The 16258-nt window shown below is 63.2% G+C and carries 26 protein-coding genes; all 26 read left to right on the top strand.

The genetic code is table 11. From position 1 onward, the window contains the following. Positions 1 to 27: 27 nt before the first annotated feature. The 26 genes from N5B55_RS05035 (at position 28) to N5B55_RS05160 (ending at position 16235) form a co-directional block, all read left to right on the top strand. The gene (locus N5B55_RS05035) at positions 28 to 669 is read left to right on the top strand and encodes a ParB/RepB/Spo0J family partition protein (RefSeq protein ID WP_304539356.1); all 642 of its coding nucleotides are present in this window, start codon (positions 28 to 30) and stop codon (positions 667 to 669) included. A 1-nt stretch (position 670) separates the two neighbouring features. Beyond that, the gene (locus N5B55_RS05040) at positions 671 to 844 is read left to right on the top strand and encodes a hypothetical protein (RefSeq protein ID WP_304539357.1); all 174 of its coding nucleotides are present in this window, start codon (positions 671 to 673) and stop codon (positions 842 to 844) included. Beyond that, entirely contained in the window at positions 841 to 1488 is a 648-nt protein-coding gene (locus tag N5B55_RS05045; protein WP_304539358.1) for a ParB/Srx family N-terminal domain-containing protein, read from the top strand. The genes N5B55_RS05040 and N5B55_RS05045 overlap by 4 nt, the downstream gene beginning before the upstream one ends. 136 nt (positions 1489 to 1624) lie before the next feature. After that, positions 1625 to 2275, top strand: a complete 651-nt coding sequence (locus tag N5B55_RS05050) for an ABC transporter (protein ID WP_304539359.1) — start codon at positions 1625 to 1627, stop codon at positions 2273 to 2275. After that, positions 2272 to 2616 carry a thioredoxin family protein gene (locus N5B55_RS05055; RefSeq protein ID WP_304539360.1) on the top strand — a complete coding sequence of 115 codons (345 nt, stop codon included), beginning with the start codon at positions 2272 to 2274 and terminating at the stop codon, positions 2614 to 2616. The genes N5B55_RS05050 and N5B55_RS05055 overlap by 4 nt, the downstream gene beginning before the upstream one ends. 114 nt (positions 2617 to 2730) lie before the next feature. Further along, positions 2731 to 3000: a hypothetical protein gene (locus tag N5B55_RS05060; RefSeq protein WP_304539361.1), complete on the top strand. Its 270-nt coding sequence runs from the start codon at positions 2731 to 2733 to the stop codon at positions 2998 to 3000. Further along, positions 2990 to 3148: a hypothetical protein gene (locus N5B55_RS05065; protein ID WP_304539362.1), complete on the top strand. Its 159-nt coding sequence runs from the start codon at positions 2990 to 2992 to the stop codon at positions 3146 to 3148. The genes N5B55_RS05060 and N5B55_RS05065 overlap by 11 nt, the downstream gene beginning before the upstream one ends. Further along, entirely contained in the window at positions 3148 to 3408 is a 261-nt protein-coding gene (locus N5B55_RS05070) for a DUF2829 domain-containing protein (RefSeq protein WP_304539363.1), read from the top strand. The genes N5B55_RS05065 and N5B55_RS05070 overlap by 1 nt, the downstream gene beginning before the upstream one ends. 1 nt (position 3409) lies before the next feature. Continuing rightward, positions 3410 to 3838, top strand: a complete 429-nt coding sequence (locus N5B55_RS05075) for a hypothetical protein (RefSeq protein ID WP_304539364.1) — start codon at positions 3410 to 3412, stop codon at positions 3836 to 3838. Continuing rightward, positions 3825 to 4736: a hypothetical protein gene (locus N5B55_RS05080; RefSeq protein ID WP_304539365.1), complete on the top strand. Its 912-nt coding sequence runs from the start codon at positions 3825 to 3827 to the stop codon at positions 4734 to 4736. Before N5B55_RS05075 ends, N5B55_RS05080 begins: the two co-directional genes overlap by 14 nt. A gap of 1 nt (position 4737) precedes the next feature. Further along, on the top strand, positions 4738 to 5109 hold the full coding sequence (locus tag N5B55_RS05085; protein WP_304539366.1) for a hypothetical protein: 372 nt from the start codon (positions 4738 to 4740) through the stop codon (positions 5107 to 5109). Positions 5110 to 5179: 70 nt separating this feature from the next. Continuing rightward, on the top strand, positions 5180 to 5560 hold the full coding sequence (locus tag N5B55_RS05090) for a hypothetical protein (RefSeq protein ID WP_304539367.1): 381 nt from the start codon (positions 5180 to 5182) through the stop codon (positions 5558 to 5560). 131 nt (positions 5561 to 5691) lie between these two features. Next, positions 5692 to 6339: a hypothetical protein gene (locus tag N5B55_RS05095; protein ID WP_304539368.1), complete on the top strand. Its 648-nt coding sequence runs from the start codon at positions 5692 to 5694 to the stop codon at positions 6337 to 6339. Further along, the gene (locus N5B55_RS05100; protein WP_304539369.1) at positions 6339 to 7607 is read left to right on the top strand and encodes a phage terminase large subunit; all 1269 of its coding nucleotides are present in this window, start codon (positions 6339 to 6341) and stop codon (positions 7605 to 7607) included. The genes N5B55_RS05095 and N5B55_RS05100 overlap by 1 nt, the downstream gene beginning before the upstream one ends. A gap of 38 nt (positions 7608 to 7645) precedes the next feature. After that, positions 7646 to 9274 (top strand): hypothetical protein, encoded by a 1629-nt coding sequence (locus tag N5B55_RS05105; RefSeq protein ID WP_304539370.1) that lies wholly within the window; start codon positions 7646 to 7648, stop codon positions 9272 to 9274. A gap of 71 nt (positions 9275 to 9345) precedes the next feature. Further along, positions 9346 to 10227: a DUF6651 domain-containing protein gene (locus N5B55_RS05110; RefSeq protein WP_304539371.1), complete on the top strand. Its 882-nt coding sequence runs from the start codon at positions 9346 to 9348 to the stop codon at positions 10225 to 10227. Between the two features lie 160 nt (positions 10228 to 10387). Continuing rightward, on the top strand, positions 10388 to 11299 hold the full coding sequence (locus tag N5B55_RS05115) for a major capsid protein (protein ID WP_102064968.1): 912 nt from the start codon (positions 10388 to 10390) through the stop codon (positions 11297 to 11299). A gap of 78 nt (positions 11300 to 11377) precedes the next feature. Further along, positions 11378 to 11833, top strand: coding sequence for a hypothetical protein (locus N5B55_RS05120; RefSeq protein WP_304539372.1), 456 nt, complete (start codon positions 11378 to 11380; stop codon positions 11831 to 11833). Beyond that, positions 11833 to 12678, top strand: coding sequence for a hypothetical protein (locus N5B55_RS05125; protein ID WP_304539373.1), 846 nt, complete (start codon positions 11833 to 11835; stop codon positions 12676 to 12678). The genes N5B55_RS05120 and N5B55_RS05125 overlap by 1 nt, the downstream gene beginning before the upstream one ends. Next, on the top strand, positions 12678 to 13349 hold the full coding sequence (locus N5B55_RS05130; protein WP_304539374.1) for a hypothetical protein: 672 nt from the start codon (positions 12678 to 12680) through the stop codon (positions 13347 to 13349). The genes N5B55_RS05125 and N5B55_RS05130 overlap by 1 nt, the downstream gene beginning before the upstream one ends. Continuing rightward, entirely contained in the window at positions 13333 to 13686 is a 354-nt protein-coding gene (locus tag N5B55_RS05135) for a hypothetical protein (RefSeq protein ID WP_304539375.1), read from the top strand. The genes N5B55_RS05130 and N5B55_RS05135 overlap by 17 nt, the downstream gene beginning before the upstream one ends. Then, positions 13683 to 14072 (top strand): minor capsid protein, encoded by a 390-nt coding sequence (locus N5B55_RS05140; RefSeq protein ID WP_304539376.1) that lies wholly within the window; start codon positions 13683 to 13685, stop codon positions 14070 to 14072. The genes N5B55_RS05135 and N5B55_RS05140 overlap by 4 nt, the downstream gene beginning before the upstream one ends. Continuing rightward, positions 14072 to 14536, top strand: a complete 465-nt coding sequence (locus tag N5B55_RS05145; protein WP_304539377.1) for a hypothetical protein — start codon at positions 14072 to 14074, stop codon at positions 14534 to 14536. The genes N5B55_RS05140 and N5B55_RS05145 overlap by 1 nt, the downstream gene beginning before the upstream one ends. 87 nt (positions 14537 to 14623) lie before the next feature. Beyond that, positions 14624 to 15496: a hypothetical protein gene (locus tag N5B55_RS05150; protein ID WP_304539378.1), complete on the top strand. Its 873-nt coding sequence runs from the start codon at positions 14624 to 14626 to the stop codon at positions 15494 to 15496. An 80-nt stretch (positions 15497 to 15576) separates the two neighbouring features. Continuing rightward, positions 15577 to 15900, top strand: coding sequence for a hypothetical protein (locus N5B55_RS05155; protein WP_304539379.1), 324 nt, complete (start codon positions 15577 to 15579; stop codon positions 15898 to 15900). 92 nt (positions 15901 to 15992) lie between these two features. Next, positions 15993 to 16235, top strand: coding sequence for a hypothetical protein (locus N5B55_RS05160; RefSeq protein WP_304539380.1), 243 nt, complete (start codon positions 15993 to 15995; stop codon positions 16233 to 16235). Positions 16236 to 16258 lie beyond the last annotated feature (23 nt).

Here is a 16258-nt window from a genome sequence, read left to right on the forward strand (position 1 = left end):
GACTATTCCTAAACAGGGATACCCACAATGTCGCAATTCCCCACGGTGGACCCGAAGCTGTTGCGCCACAACCCGTGGAACACCAACGTCGTGTCGCCGGACAACGAGGCCAAGCTGGACGAATCCGTCGAGCGCCTCGGCATGTTCAAGCCGATCATCGTGCGCGAACTCCCCGACGGCACGATGGAGATTCTGGGCGGTGCCCACCGACGCGACGCTGCGATCCGCAAGAAGCTCACCTCCGTTCCGATCATGAATCTGGGGCGTATCTCCGACCAGCGCGCGAAGGAAATCAGCCTGGTGGACAACGGTCGCTACGGCGCGGACGACGCGCTGCGCTTGGCCGAGCTGCTGGATGGTCTGGGGAGCCCAGACGAGCTGTCGAAGTTCATGCCCTATACCGACGCCGACTTCGCGTCGATCTTCTCGTCTGTGAGTATTGCGCTGGACGAGCTAGATCTACCCGACGACGACGAGCCCGCGCCGACCCTGCCCGCCGAGAAGAAGGTGCAGACCCACCAGATCATGCGATTCAAGGTGCCGGTCGAGGACGTGGGCCGCGTGACGGACGTGATCGAGGCGATCATGAAGGCGCAGCGCTTCACCGAGGAGGACAGCCTCACGAATGCCGGCAACGCGCTGGTCCACCTCTGCACACGGGGAGCGTGAGTTGGCCCGCTGCGACCACCCATTTCCCGAGTGCCAGACGTGCGCGAACCGCGAGTTTGACCCGCAGCAGTGCGACAGCTGCGTGGACGGCTCCAACTACGAGTTCGACGATGAGGACTACCTGACCATTCAGGACTTCATCCAACCCTTCATGAAGCGAAAGGAAGCTGCATGACCGAAGTCAAGCCCAACATCCAGCTCTGGGACATTGCGCGGCTGGTTCCCTACAAGAACAACGTCAAGAAGCACGACGCCGCGCAGGTGGCCAAGATCGCTGAGTCGATCCGTCGCTTCAAATGGACGCAGCCGATCGTGGTGGATCGCGACGGCGTGATCATCAATGGCCACGGCCGGCGCCTGGCTGCCATCGAGCTGGGCCTGTCGCAGGTTCCGGTCTGGGTGCGCGACGACCTGACGGAAGAGGAGGTGCGCGCGGCTCGCCTGTCCGACAACCGGGTGGCGCTCTCCGACATTGATGCCGACATGCTGCAAGCCGAGCTGGCGGGCCTGAACATCGACCTCTCCGGCATCTTTGACGACAAGGAGCTGGAGTTCCTGTCGGCTGACCTTGGCGAGATGAACGACGACGCCTTCGTGGAAGACCTCGAGGCCGAGATCGCCGAGCAGGTTGCCGAGACCAAGCGCGAGATCGAAGCCACGGACGTGCGTGAGGTGAAGATCGCCAAGGCGCTGGGCTTTACCGCGATCCAGGGCAAGGACGAGCGTGTGGTGGCTCGCTTCATGGCCACGGCCGAGGCGGAGACCGGACTGACCGGCGCCGACGCATTCATCGCCCAGCTGAAGAAGCTGGCCGCCTGATACCAGTCAGCACTGACTACTAAAAAGCCATGACGACCTTTCTCTTGATCGCACTGGGCGGGCTCTTCACGCTGCTGCTGCTCATCGTGATTGGCGGCGCCTGGCTGATGTTCAACCTTGACAAGTTCATGATCGGATGATCTACACCGTCAACAAGCGCTTTACCTCGAGCGTGGAGCGCACTGAGCGCGTCCTCGAAGTCGCGGAGGGCTTCGGGCTCGGGCTCGACGACAAAGAGTTCGTCGTGTTCGACAACCAGCCCATTGAAGTCAACCAGGGGGACGTTTGCTACGTGACCGGCCAGTCCGGCTCCGGCAAGTCCACCGTGCTGCGTGAGCTGAAGGCGCAGATGGAGACAGAGGGCCTGAAGGTCGCCGACATTGATGCTGTCGAGCTGCTGGACAAGCCGCTCATCGACCAGATCGGCGCCAGCACCCAGGAAGCGCTGGGCCTGCTCTCGATCGCCGGTCTGAACGACGCCTACCTGTTCATCCGCAAGCCGTCGGAGCTGTCTGACGGTCAGCGCTACCGCTTCCGCCTGGCCAAGCTCATCGAGAGCGGCGCCGGCGTGTGGGTCGCAGACGAGTTCCTGGCCGTGGTCGATCGGATCACCGCCAAGGTCATCGCCTTCAACCTGCAAAAGGTGGCCCGCCAGCGCGGCGCCACGCTCATCGTCGCCACGACCCACACCGACCTGCGGGCCGACCTGGCGCCCAACCTCTACATCGAAAAGCGCTACCGGGAAAAGATCGAGATCGTCCGGGTGCCCGAAGGATTCAAGGAATGACCATTCTCAAGACCACCGCTGCGACGTTTGAGCAGGACGTGCTCGAGCCAGCAAAACAAGGCCCGATCGTCGTGGCCTTCACCGCGTCCTGGTGCGGCCCCTGCAAGCTGCTCAAGCCCAAGCTCGAACAGCTGGCTGACGCCTGGGGCTTCACCCTGGCCATCGTCGACGCCGGCGAAGACAAGGCGCTGGCGGCCGAACACGGCGTGCGCGCCGTGCCCACTGTGCTGACCCTCGAGAACGGCGCCGTGCTGGGCCGCTTCAGCGGCGACCGCTCGCAGTCCGAACTCGAGAAGCACTTCCGCTCCCTGGGCCTGGCCCAAACCAACCTGGAGTTCTGACATGCCGCTCGCGCTCGTCTTCCCGTTCTTCATTGCCATCGTGCTCGGCGCCTGGGCTTCCGGCCACCGCAAGCGGCGCGATGACGACGACTGGCCAAGCGGAGCTGCGCGCGCATGAGCTGGCTGGAACTGGTGGCGCTTGCCGGCGCCACCTTTTTCTCGGTGTTCCTGATGGGCCTTCAGTCGCGGAACGTCAACCAGGGCCGCTATCTCGCGTCCGTGGTGACTTCCTTCGGCATCAGCGTCGGCAACTTCACGTTCGCTCGCTATGCCTCGACCGGGAGCCTCGCAGCGTTCTTTACGAGCGCCGCCGGCGGCATGGCCGGCATCGCGTTCGCCATCTGGTTCTACAAACGATTCATGGAGAAGCGTCATGGCCGCTAACCCCAATCCCAAGACGCCGGTCAACCCGGTGAAGACCATCGCCGACAAGCTGAACAAGGCCAACGGCAAGCAGCTGGACATTTCGAAAACCAAGACGCCGCTTCGTGACTCGGGCACGACGCTGCCGCCGCTCGTGAAGGGGAAGTGATGCTGAATTTCGGAACCGCAGTTGAGGCCCTCAAGCGGGGCCAGCGCGTGTGCCGCGCGGGCTGGAACGGCAAGGGAATGTGGCTCGCGCTGGTCGCTGCCTACGACTACAACCCGCACGCCGGCCAGGGTGCCGTGCATGCGCTGGGCTGCGAGAAGCTGCCCTGGATCGGCATGAAGACGGCCGACAACAAGTTCGTGCCCTGGCTCGCCTCGCAGACCGATATCCTCGCCGAAGACTGGCAGATCCTGGGAGCCTGACATGGCAAGCCGCAAAAAGTGGCCGCGCCTGGTCACGGTCGACGTGCCTCTGTTCAGCGGGCGGGTCTGCGTGACCACCTCCCGCGCAGACTACGAGGCCGCCGCGCGCTACCTCGGGGACTGCGGAGAGGAGCTGCAAGAGGCCATCTGGGGCGCTCTGGGCCTCACCTCGACCTACGCCCACCTGGAAACCGGTGAGCCCATGCACCTGGTGGGCGTGTTCGACGGCAAGCCGCGCACGCTCGTGCATGAGCTGGCCCACGTCGCCTTTGACGTGCTCGATCGGGTTGGGCAAGAGACCGACCGGGGCGGGCGCGAGACCTTCTGCTACTTGCAGGACTACCTGTTCGAGCGATTCGAGTCGGTGCTGCTCACGCCCGCCGAGGAGCCGGAGCCCCAGAAGCGGGAGATTGCGCATGGTCGTCGTTGACAACCAGGACGTGCTCATTGAGCGACACCCGACGCCCAAGCGGCACATGCTGTCGCTGCTGCCGGACATTTACGTCGAGGCCGGCACCAAGGCGGACTGGGATCTCCTGCACGAGTTGCATTACAAGGCGGAGAGCCTGCCGATCGGGCCGCGCTTCTTCCGCTGCGTGATGCACGGGCAGACGATCGGCGTGGGCGTCATGTCCATCACCACGATGCTGTCTGCCGGCCGCAACGAGGCGTTCGTCCACCTGCGCCCCAACGTCGGCGGCAAGGACAGCCGCATGATCAACCAGCACCGCGCGAACTGGATGAACGAGTTCGCCTGCTGCAACTCGCGCCTGGTGCTGGACACCATGTTCCGTGGAGCCGGCATTTCCTACCGCATGCAGAACCTCATGATGCGCATGTCGGGCAAGCGGGTGATCGAGTTCCAGTCGTCTATGAGCAAATTCAACCCGTTCGCGGCCAAGGCGGGCATCCGCTTCACCAAGCCTCGCAAGGCGGCCAAGTATGGGGCGGGCCTGGCGTTCTTCCGGCGCTGGTTCGACTGTGTGCCGTCGGACTACGTGGGCGTCATGGAGGAGCTGGACGCCATGTCGCCGGCCGTGCGCGACAAGTGCCTGGCTGAGATGCGCGCGTTCTACTACGCCAACTCGAGCCGCGAGAAGTCCGGCAACCAGCGCTTTGATGCCCGCGAGCGGATCGCCTCGATGGAGGTGGGCCGCCTGCTCAAGCAGCTCCAGCAGCTCGTGTTCGCCAGCCCGCTCTACGGCACTTACGAGAACCCTGATTACGACCTCCAAAGCGGCCCACGCGAGCTGCCCCCTCGACTGCCCCTGTTGGCGTTCGACAACCAGCCCGTAGACGCGCCGCTCGACCTTTCCAAGATCAGCTGACATGCACCTGACCGTCAAACAGATCGAACTGATGCGCGTAATCGGCGCGGGCAACCCCGACGGGTCGCCGGCCGACCTGGATCAAGTCCTGGAGCGCCTGAACTACGAGACCACCAAATCGTCGATCCAGTTTTCCATCCGCGCCCTCATCAAGCACGGGTTGATCGAGAAGGGCGGGCGGGAGAAGCGGCGAGGCCGCCAGCGGGTTCTCCTGCTCATCACCTCGGCCGGCAGCATGCACGTGCGACCGACGGGCGTCATTGGGGCCGCTGCTGTCGCTGTGTCGGAAGAGCAGGATCAGGTCGAGCAATCTCTTTCCGCGCTCGCGCAGGAGGAGTTTGTTGACGCTCCCGCTGAGTTCCTCGAGCCGTGAACCCAACTTGGGGCCGGCTTGGGCATTCCGTGCGTTCCCGTAAAAGATAGAAATACAAAACAAAGAAGTAATGAGTATTAAAGATATTGACGGGAGCGCGGCGCCGACCCAAGTTGGGCCCAACTTCATTCCTGGAACCCGAGCGGATGCGGAAATCTCACGGCGCCTGGGATTCAAGGTCGAGATCCAGGACGGGCTCGTGAAGCTGTGGGACCGGGACGCGCCGTGCCTGCACGACAACTGGAGCGTCGGCCCCGCTTACTGCGAGCGGGACGACCTGGCCACCGAGCTGCTGGAAGAGCGCGGTGTAACGCCCCAGGTGCTCGCCGATGACGCGGGGAGCTGGTTCTGCGTGTTCGAGCGCAATGGCGAGCTTCTGCGCACTCCCTCGTTCGAATCTGACGCATTCGCGATCGCTTGTGCCCTCGATCACGTGCTTTCGACTGAATGAATAGTCAGCACTGACTTGACATAGACGACCGGGGCCGATACAGTGGCGCCACAACTCCGGTTATCTCCAACAGGGCGCCTACCTTTCGCGCCCTTTTTTTTTAACCGCAGAACCCAACCAGGCAAACAGCAGTGAGCAAGGCAACAAAGACCACCACCGCACCGAAGAGCAAGTATGCGCGCCTCACCCCGAAGCAGTGGGCGGAGGCGGAAGCTCTGTGGGAGTCCGGCGAAGTCACGCTCGACGACCTGGCTGCGCGCTTCGGCAAGAACCGCTCCGTCTTCTCCAACCACTTCGCCAAGACAGGCATCACCAAGGGCTCCAAAAGCGAGGCGAACAAGCGCCGCGTCGCAGAAGAGGTGGCCAAGGCCGCCATTTCCGACTCCACCGTGCTGGCTGCGCGGATCAAGGAGACCAAGGAGGAGCACTACAAGATGGCCACGGCGCTGGCCAAGCTCACCTGGAACGAGATCCTCCAGGCGAAGAATGACGCGCGGCCGTTCTCCACGGCGATGAACAACCTGAAGGCGCTGGACAACGCCATGACCGTGCTGAAGAAGGCGCGGGAAGAGCGTTACGCCGTGCTGGGCCTGGACCGCGACGACGCGGTGGACGAAAACGGCCTGCCGGAGCTGGTGATCTCCGAGCTGACGGCCGAGCAGGTCGAGGCACTGCGTTCGCGCGATGAGGACGATATCGACACCGAGGTGGAGATGGCCGACGAGAGTGCGCCGGCCGTGAGCACGGGCGAGGACGATATCGTTCAGGAGGGCGACTGATGGCGGCACCGGCCAAGTCCCTCTCGCTCCACAAGAAGCAGATGGAGGTCTACAGTTCGAAGCATCGCTTCCGGGTTGTGGTGGCGGGCCGCCGCTGGGGCAAGACGGCGCTCTCGCGCGTGCTCATCATCAAGATGGCGCAGGTGAAGAAGCGCAAGATTTGGTATGTGGCGCCGACCTACCGGATGGCCAAGCAGATCATGTGGATCGACCTGCTGGACGCCATCCCAAAGGCGTGGATTCGCAAGGTCAACGAGACCACGCTCACCATCACCCTGGTGAATCAGACCCGCATCGAGCTGAAGGGCGCCGACAAGCCTGACTCGTTGCGCGGCGTGGGTATCCACTTCCTCGTGCTGGACGAGTTCCAGGACATGAACGAGGAGACGTGGACCCAGGTGCTGCGCCCGACGCTGGCCGACACCGGCGGGCACGCCATCTTCATCGGCACGCCCAAGGCATACAACTACCTGCACACCGTCTATCAGCTCGGACAGCGCGGGGCGACCTACGTGGATGCGCGCGGCCGCACGCGGGTCAACGAGTGGATGAGCTGGCAGTTCCCGACCATCACCTCGCCGTTCATCCCGGTGAGCGAATTGGAAGCCGCACGCCGCGACATGGACGAGAAGTCGTTCAAGCAGGAGTTCGAGGCGTCTTTCGAGACCATGAGCGGGCGGGTCTACTACCCGTTCGATCGGGCCGCGCACGTCGGCAAGTATCCGTTCAACCCGAAGCTGCCGATCTGGATCGGCATGGACTTCAACATCGACCCCATGTCGACGGTGATTTTCCAGCCGCAGCCCAATGGCGAGCTGTGGGCGGTGGACGAGATCGTGCAGTTCGGCTCCAACACGGAAGAAATCTGCGAGGCGATCGACGCGAAGTATTGGCGCCACCAGAACCAGATCGTCATCTATCCCGACCCGGCCGGCGGACAGCGCCAGCACGCCCGTGGCGAGACCGACCTGGACATTCTGCGCGAGAAGGGCTTCCGCCGCATCAAATACCGCCGCAAGCACCCGCTGGTCGCCGACCGGGTGAACGCCGTGAACCGCATGCTGCGCTCGGCGGACAACACCGTGCGCCTGCGCATCGACGAGAGCTGCAAGCACTTCATCAAGAGCCTGGAGCAGACCATCTACAAGCCTGGCTCGCGCGACGTGGACAAGTCTGCCGGCACGGAACACTCGGCTGACGCGGCCGGTTACTGCATCGACCTGGAATTTCCGGTGCGTCGCATCGAGGTTGGTGGGCTCTCCGTTTAACTTGTCAATACAGTCAATACTGACTATCATAAGCCGCCATGAATACGCTCCCACCTGGCACTATCGGAACCTTCGATCCGGTCGAAGCCACAAACTCGACGCCGGTCGCTCCGCAAGGAGACGACCAGAAGCGCCTGCGCCGGTTGGTGAGCCGCCGGCATCCCGAATACGACGAAATGCTGCTCCACTGGGAATTCCTGGAGGAGACGTATTCGGGTGGCCGCGAGTGGTTCGACACGAACATCTTCCGCTACATCAAGGAAGGCGATAAGGAATACAACGATCGCCTGCGCCGCTGCTACCGGTTCAATCACACCCGCGAGGTGGTGGACCTGGTGGACAAATACCTGTTCAAGCAGAACATCACCCGCAACGAAGACGATGCGCCGCAGTGCGTGAAGGACTTCTGGAAACGCTCGACGCGCAACGGCATGTCGATCGAGGAGTTCATGCGGCAGAACTCCAAAAAGGCGTCGATCGGCGGGCGCATCGGCATCGTGGTGGACACCACTGCCAGCGCGGTCGTGATCAGCAAGGCCGAAGAGCGCGCCGCCGGCGTGCAGACCTACGCCTACTCGGTCGGCCCCGAGCAGTTGCTGGACTATTCCTTTGACAGCCAGGGCAACCTGAACTGGATTCTCATCAAGGAGTGCAAGCGCGACGACGAAGACCCCTTCGAGTCTTCGGGCGCGGAAGTCGAGCGCTATCGCCTTTGGACCAAGACCGACTGGAAGCTCTACGAAGAACAGGGCACCGGTCGGCGCAAGAAGGTCGTGCTGGTCGACTCGGGCGCGCACAACCTCGGCGAGGTGCCAGTCATCCTGGCCGACAACATCATCAGCGACGAGCCGTATTGCTCGCCGGCGATGATCGACGACATTGCCTACCTGGACCGCGCGGTTGCCAACTACCTGAGCAACCTGGACGCCATCATCCAGGACCAGACCTTTTCGCAGTTGGCCATGCCGGCGCAGAACATGCTGCCAGGCGAGGACAACTACACGAAGCTGTTGGAGATGGGCACCAAGCGGGTGTTCCTCTACGACGGCGAGGGCGGCGCACAGCCGTTCTACCTTTCCCCTGACCCGAAGCAGGCCGAGCTGATCCTCGCAGCGATCCACAAGATCATCAACGAGATCTACCACACGGTCGGCCTGGCTGGCGAGCGCACCAAGTCGGACAACTCGCTTGGTATCGACAACAGCTCCGGGGTGGCCAAGGCATACGACTTCGAGCGAGTGAATGCTCTGTTGGCAGCCAAGGCAGACAGCCTGGAGGTGGTCGAGAACAAGATGGTCCGCCTGGTCGCGCTCTGGAACGGGGAAGAGGGCCGCGTCACTGACGAGCTGGTCTCCTACCCGGACGACTTCGACACGCGCGGCCTCTACGACGAGTTCGACATTGCGGCACGCCTGTCGCTCATCGGTGCGCCGGACGCAATCCAGCAGCAACAGATGCGCGCAGTGCTGGACAAGCTGTTCCCGCAGCTGGCCAAGGATCTGCGCGCCGAAATGGAGAAGCAACTCAAGCAGTGGCCGGCGGACCCCGTGCAGACCACTGAAGGCGGCAGCGGCAACCCCGCCTCCACGCCGCCGAAGAAGGACGCGGCACCCAAGCAGCCAGGCGACAACCGCCAGGGGCAGGTGACGAAATCCACTGAGCAGTAATCCCAACCCGCCGGCAAGCGACTGCCGGCCTTTTCACACGACCCAGAGACCGGTCGAAAGGCAAACAACGTATGAAACACCTTTTTCTGAAACTCCAGGCACAGCGCTTCCGCGAACAAGCTGGCGAGGGCGGTGATCCGGGTGCAGGCGCTGCTGGTGGCGCAGGCGCTGATGAAGCAGCCAAGAAGGCCGCCGAAGAAGCAGCCGCCAAGAAGGCCGCCGATGAAGCAGCTGGCAAGGCTGGCGGCGATGGCGGCAAGAAGCCGAGCGACGAGGAAGCAAAGCTCCTGAAGGAGGTGATGCAGAAGAAGGAAGCCTTGCAGAAGACGCAGGCTGACCTCGCAGCGGCCCAGGAGCGTCTGAAGAAGTTCGACGGCATCGACCCCGAAGCCGTGCGCGCCATGCTCGCCGAGCGCGCTCAGGCAGAAGAGAAGGCCCTGGAAGCGAAGGGCGACTACGAGCGCCTGAAGCAGCGCATGGCCGAAGCCCACGCCAGCGAGACGGCCTCCCTGAAGGAGCAGATCGCCCAGCTGCAAAACGTCCTGTCCCAGCGCGAGGGCGCCATCAACGAGCTGTCGATCGGCAGCCTGTTCGGCCAGTCGCAGTTCATCAACTCCGAACTGGTGCTGACGCCGGCGAAGGCGCGCGTCGTCTACGGCGACCACTTCGAGCTGGTGGACGGTAAGGTCGTTGGCTACGACAAGCCCAAGGGCGCATCGGGCCGCACCGCGATCGTCGACAGCATGGGCAACCCCGTGAACTTCGACGAGGCGCTGCGCAAGATTGTGGAAGCTGACCCGGAAAAGGACGCGCTGCTCAAGAGCAAGATCAAGCCTGGCGCCAACTCGGAATCGGGCAAGGTCGGCAAGCAGGCGAACTCCCAGAAGGATGCGCCGACCGACGGCGTTTCGAAGATCGCTGCCGGCCTGAAGGGGCTGAAAGTGATCGGCTGAAGCGGAAGCCTTTGGGGTCTTATGCATAGTCAGTATTGACTATGCATTGGATCAGTGATATCGTCCGGTCTCACTCGGTGACTAGAGCGACTTAGACCCCGAAGGTTTTCAATCAACGATAGTCAACACTGACTGTTAGCCTTTAAGGAAAAGAAGCAATATGCCTCTGTTGCGACAAGAAGCCGAGACGCTGAGTAACAACCAGCTCGTCGCCGGCGTGATTGACCAGATCATCGACCGCGATGACCTGTTCGCCATCCTGCCGTTCGAGCGTGTCAACGGCAAAGCCTACGTCTACAACCGCGAAGACACGCTGGGCGGTGCTGACTGGCTCGACCCGAACGATCCGGTGAACGAAAGCGCTGCAACGTTCACCGAAGTCGTGGCCAAGCTGCGTATCCTGGCTGGCGACGTGGACGTGGACAAGTTCCTGCAATCCACGATGGGCGACACCAACGACCAGATGGCGATCCAGATCGCGAAGAAGGCCAAGGCCGTCGCTCGCGAATTCCATCGCACGCTGGCCAAGGGCAACGCCACTGCCAACCCGAAGGAGTTCGACGGTCTGCCCCAGCTGGCTGCCGCTGCTCCGAACTCGCAGCAAGTCGTCGCCGGCGCAAACGGCGGCGCCCTGACGCTCTCGATGCTGGACGAGCTGTGCGACGCAGTGCCGAACGGCGCTGACGTGATCGTGATGCGTCGTGGCACGATCCGCGCATTCCGTGGCCTGCTGCGCGCGACCTACGGCACGGACGCTGTGATGCAGCAGCTGGAAAACTTCGGCCGCCCGATGCTGACCCACAACGGCATCCCGGTGATCATGAACGAATTCCTGGCCGCTGACGAAGCCCAGGGTTCGGCCAACGCCACGACCTCGGTCTACGCTCTGCGTCTGAACGAGCTGGATGGCCTGCACGGCATCTACGGTGGCAGCGACGCCGGTATCGTGGTCGAGAACATCGGCACGGTGCAGAACAAGGACGCAACCCGCATCCGTCTGAAGTGGTATACGGGCCTGGCCCTGAAGTCCACGCGGAGCATCGCGCGTCTGAAGGGTGTGACCAACATCTGACGCACACAGCATAGTCAATATTGACTATCATGAGGGGCGAGCCGAGAGGCCCGCCCCTTTTTCACATCAGGAGTATCAATGAAAGTTCGACTGACACAACCCGGCTTCGAGACCTACACCGGCCAGATGGGTGTGATCTTCTTCAAGGAAGGCTTGTCGACCGACGATGTGCTGCCCATCGACGCCATTCGTCTGTCCGCCGTGTTCGGCGCCGAATGGGAAGACGGCACGCCGGCGAACATCGCGCAGCGACTGATCGACGAAGCAGACACCCCGGCCCAGGACGTGAACGGCGCCGCTGAAGCCGCCGCCGCTCAGTCTGAAGGCGCTGCGCCCGCTGGCGAGCCGCTGGCCACCGGCAACGCAGAGACCGCAAAGACCTACACCGAGGAAGAGCTGGCTGCGATCGCCGACAAGGATGGCATTGCCGGTCTGCGCGCAATCGGCGACACACTGAACGTCAAGGGCAATTCCATCCGTGGCTTGATCGACGCGATCCTGAAGGCCGCCGGCGCACCGAAGGCTGCTGAGTAATGGACGCCTTTCTCGCCGGAACCCCCGTCGAGGTCGTGATCCCGCTGCAAGACCGCAGCGGGAATCAGCTCGACGTGACCACGGTGGACTACCGGGTGGTCGACCATGCCGGCGTCGAGCTGGTGCCGCGCACGCCGCTGGATTCCTTCGTGGCGGGCACCGACGAGGCGGTCATTACCGTGCCGGCAGAGCTGAATGTGCTGCCGGTTGGCCAGGCCCGCGCCGTGCGCAACGTGGAGCTGTTCTGCACGGTTGGCGGCAACACGGTGATGGTGGGCATGCTGTTCGCCATCGAGGCGGCAGAGACGCTCATGGTGGGCGTCAACACCTATCAGACGCTGGCGCAGGCACAGCTCACCTCGATGGACGTGCCGAACATCCCCGCGTGGGAGTCGGCTGATGAGCGCGACAAGGCGCAGGCGCTGGTGGAGGCGCGAGCCCACATCAACCAACTGAGCTTCACGCTGCTCATGTCCAACATCAACTTTGGGCAGGACAGCCTCAACTACGTGCCCGAAGGCACGTTCTTCTCCAAGTATGCGGCGACGAACGGCATGTTCATGTTCGACGGCAACCTGGAGCTGCTGAACCCGACACAGTTCGCCGCGCTGCCAGAGCGCTTCAAGGCGGCGCTGCGCAAGGCTCAGGTCGTCGAAGCTGACGCCATCCTGGCACGCGACCCAATCGCGGAAGGTCGGCGCGCGGGCCTGGTGCTGGAATCCATCGGCGAGTCCAAGCAGATGTTCCGATCGGCCAAGCCGCTGGAGCTGCCGGTGTGCAAGCGCGCGCTCGGCTACCTCAGCTACTTCGTCACGTTCGGCAAGCGTATTGGGCGGGGCGGCTGATGTATGACCAGATCGCGACCAAGGTCGCTGGCCAATACGAGCTGTTCCTGTTCGCGCTGCGCGGGCTCTACCTGAACGCGATGGCGCCAGGCGCCACCGTCACACCGAAGCTGGTGGCAGACGTGCAGGGGGCCGCGCAGCGGGCGGCAGAGAGCTTTCTGGGGACCGCCGGCACCGAGCTACAAGCGCACATCGCTGCATACGGGCAAGGCGACGCTGTGCATGCTCTGACGGTGCGCAAGCGTGAAGCGCTCGCGCAACTGCGGGGGCTGGTCAACCAGAACGTGTCCCAGGCCCTGCGCGACATGCGTCTGGGCGGTCAGGACATGTCGTCGATGCTCAAGGACGCCGGCGGCGGGATGGGTCTGCTGCTGCAAAAGCGCTTGACCACGAAGACCTGGACGGTGCGGGACACGAGCGGTCGGCAGTGGGAGGCGGCAAAGCTGGCCCGCGTGGTGGTGCGCGACTTTGCCGTGCAGGCGGACCTCGACGCAGCGGCACACGCGGCTGATCTGCTGCGCATCACTCACCCGGACCCCGAGCACAAGTTCGCCGGCATGGTCGTGTCCGTCTCGGGCGCCGAGGGCTACCCGAGCCTGGAGAGCGTGCGGGCGCAGGCATTCCACCCCAATACCAAAGCAAAGGCAGAGCCCTATGTTTCGGCCCAATAAGACCTGCATCGTCACCCTGGCGAGCAGCAAGAGCGATGTGTATGGACGGCCACTGCCGGGGCGCAAGGTGCGTGAGCGCTGTTCCGTGGTGTTTCTGAATCAGCGGCAGCAGCAGACCTCCGTGCGCGCGGACAGTTCTGCCTCGCGCGGCAACGCTCAGGAAGCGGCGGCCGATGCAAAGCTGCTCTTCGCCACCACGACCAAGGCTGCCATCAACGATATCGTCGAGGTGGCCGGCGCGGTCCTGAAAATCTCGGGCATGCACCCGCGTTTCAACGTGCGCGGCGACCTGGACCATTACGAGGTCGACGCCCATATCTGGAGCCAAGACGAATGAACCTGATGCCGCTGATCGACCGACTGGAGTCTGAGGGCGTGGGCACACCCGCCAAGACCCTGTTCGTGAACATGTTGCCGGCGGAGGCAACCAAGGCGATCCTGCTGCGTAACAAGCTCGCCGGCACGCCGATCAACCACGAAATCCCCGGCTACTTCAACAAGGTGCCCTTTCAGGTGATTGCGCGCGCTCGCCATGACCAGGAAGGTGAAGACCTCATCAACGCCGCCACGAAGGCGCTCACCCTGAGTGAGGTGCAGCTGGGCAACATGTGGATCAAATACATGCGACCGAAGACGCTGCCGGTGATCTTCCCGCTCTCCAAGGGCAACCTGCTGGAGTTCAACGTCGAGTTCGAGTGCTGCTTCTGCCTGGAGAATGCGTAATGGGCATCGAGGTGAGCGGCGTTGAGCGCCTGCGTATGGTGCTGGAGCAGGCGGGCGAGCGGGCCGTGCGCGGCGTCTTCAAGCAGATGGTGACGGAAGCCGAGGGCGTGCGTGACCTGGCGCGCAAGTTTGCGCCGGTCGACGAAGGCAACCTCGAGCAGGCCATCAAGGTGCAGGTGGAGGGCGGCGGACGAGACGAGCGAGGGCGCTTTGCGCGCAAGTCCGTGGCGGTCTACATCGACATGGCCACGCCTGCGGAGAATGGGCGCACCGTTGGTGACTACGCCTGGGAAATGCATGAGCACCTGACGCCGTATGGGCCGCTTCAGCTGGGCAAGCGATCGCAAGCCAAGCAGGATGGCCAGTCGGAAATGGTGGGCGGCAAATTCCTCGAGCGCGCGGCAGTCGAGCGCACGAAAGACATGGTGGACCGGCTCATCCTCGAGGCGCGCAGTTACCTGTAGTGACACTGGCAGTCGTCCGTGATATAGTCGCGCACGAATAGTCAGCACTGACTATTATCAGACCTCTTTGCAAAGGAGTTTTCTCGCATGGCAAGTAACACCAAGAACGTGAAGCTGGGTGTTTGCAAGGCGATCTTTGGCGGCTACGACTTGGGTTACACCAAGGGCGGCGTGGATGTGACCGTCAAGACCGACACCCACAAGGTCAACGTCGACCAGTTCGGCAAGACCGCGATCAACGAATACATCATGGGCCGCGAATGCACGGCCAAGGTGCCGATGGCCGAAACGACCATCGAGAACATGGTGGCAGTGATGCCGGGTGCCGTGCTGCAAACCGTCGGCGGCGCAGTTGCCACCGGCACGGTGCAGATCGCGACCAACCCGAGCGCCAACGACACCGTGGTGATCAACGGCGCCGAGTTCGTCTTCAAGGCCCAAGCAACGGGTCCGTTTGAAGTCACGCTGGGCGCAACCGCCAGCGCAACCGCAACCGCCCTGGCCGCCGCACTGAACGCATCGACCGATGCGCGCGTGTCGGCTGCGACCTATTCGGCCAACAACGCCATCGTGACCGTCACCTACGGCTCGCGCATGATCTATGGCGAAACCGGCCAGAAGGGCGTCGACGGCAACAGCTTCACCCTGGGCGCAGGCACCGCTGGCGCCAAGGTCACGCTGTCGGGCGCAACCCTGACCGGCGGCGTGGAGCCGACCAGCAAGAGCGTGAACGTGTCCTCGGGCATCGGCACCGACCTGCTGGCTGGCGCCAAGGAGCTGCGCTTCCACCCGATCGGCAAGCCGGACAGCGACCGCTCGGAAGACTTCGTGATCCCGCTGGCCAACACGGCAGGTGCGCTGAACTTCGCCTACAAGCTGGAAGACGAGCGCGTCTACAACGTGGACTTCACCGGCTATCCGGACCCGTTCACCGGCCGCCTTTTCGGCGTCGGCATCTGATAGTCACGACTGACTATTCAAACAACCTGAACTGACCAAGCCCCCGCCGCGAGCGGGGGCTGCCTCAAGGAACAACCGAAATGGCCAAGATCCTCAATCTCGACAAGCTGTCCGGCAACGACGAGCGCGAACTGAACATCGGCGGCAAGGCATACCCCGTCAAGCCCATGTCGGTGGAGGACTTCATCGAGACGACCCTGACGGCCGAGCGCCTCGAGGGTGAGAAGAGCATCGCCAAGCAAATTCAGGCCACCGTGAAGCTGATCAAGCGCTCGGTGCCCACCATCGACGAGCAGACCCTGCTGCAACTGAGCCTGGAGCAGCTGCGCGCCGTCACCGCATTCGTGCGCGGCGAAGACCCCGCCGACATTGTGGAAGAGCGGGAGGCCGGCTCGGGAAACTGAGCGAGGGCAGGTCCGAACAGGAACTCGACTTTGGGTTCCTGTTTTGTCGGGTCTGCCACTTCTACTCCCTGAGTGACCAAGCAGTCCTGGCCATGCCGATCCGTCGGTTCTGGCTGATGAGCAACAACATCAACCGCCTGATGGCCGAGCGCGACATGCGAGCGCTGTCGGTCGCGGGCAGCGCACAGAGCGGCGAAGGCTTCACCGAATACCGCCAGCAGCTGATTCTGGAAATCGGCACCGTGTTGCGCGACGACCCCATGTCGAGCGAACGCGACGAGGCAGGTTTCGAGGAGCTGCGAGCAATGGCGGCGGGGCAGTTGACCGCCGGCTGAGACCAAGACGAAACACTGAGGAC

It is taken from the genome of Ralstonia pickettii (genome assembly GCF_030582395.1).
Classification (GTDB): Bacteria; Pseudomonadota; Gammaproteobacteria; order Burkholderiales; family Burkholderiaceae; genus Ralstonia; species Ralstonia pickettii_D.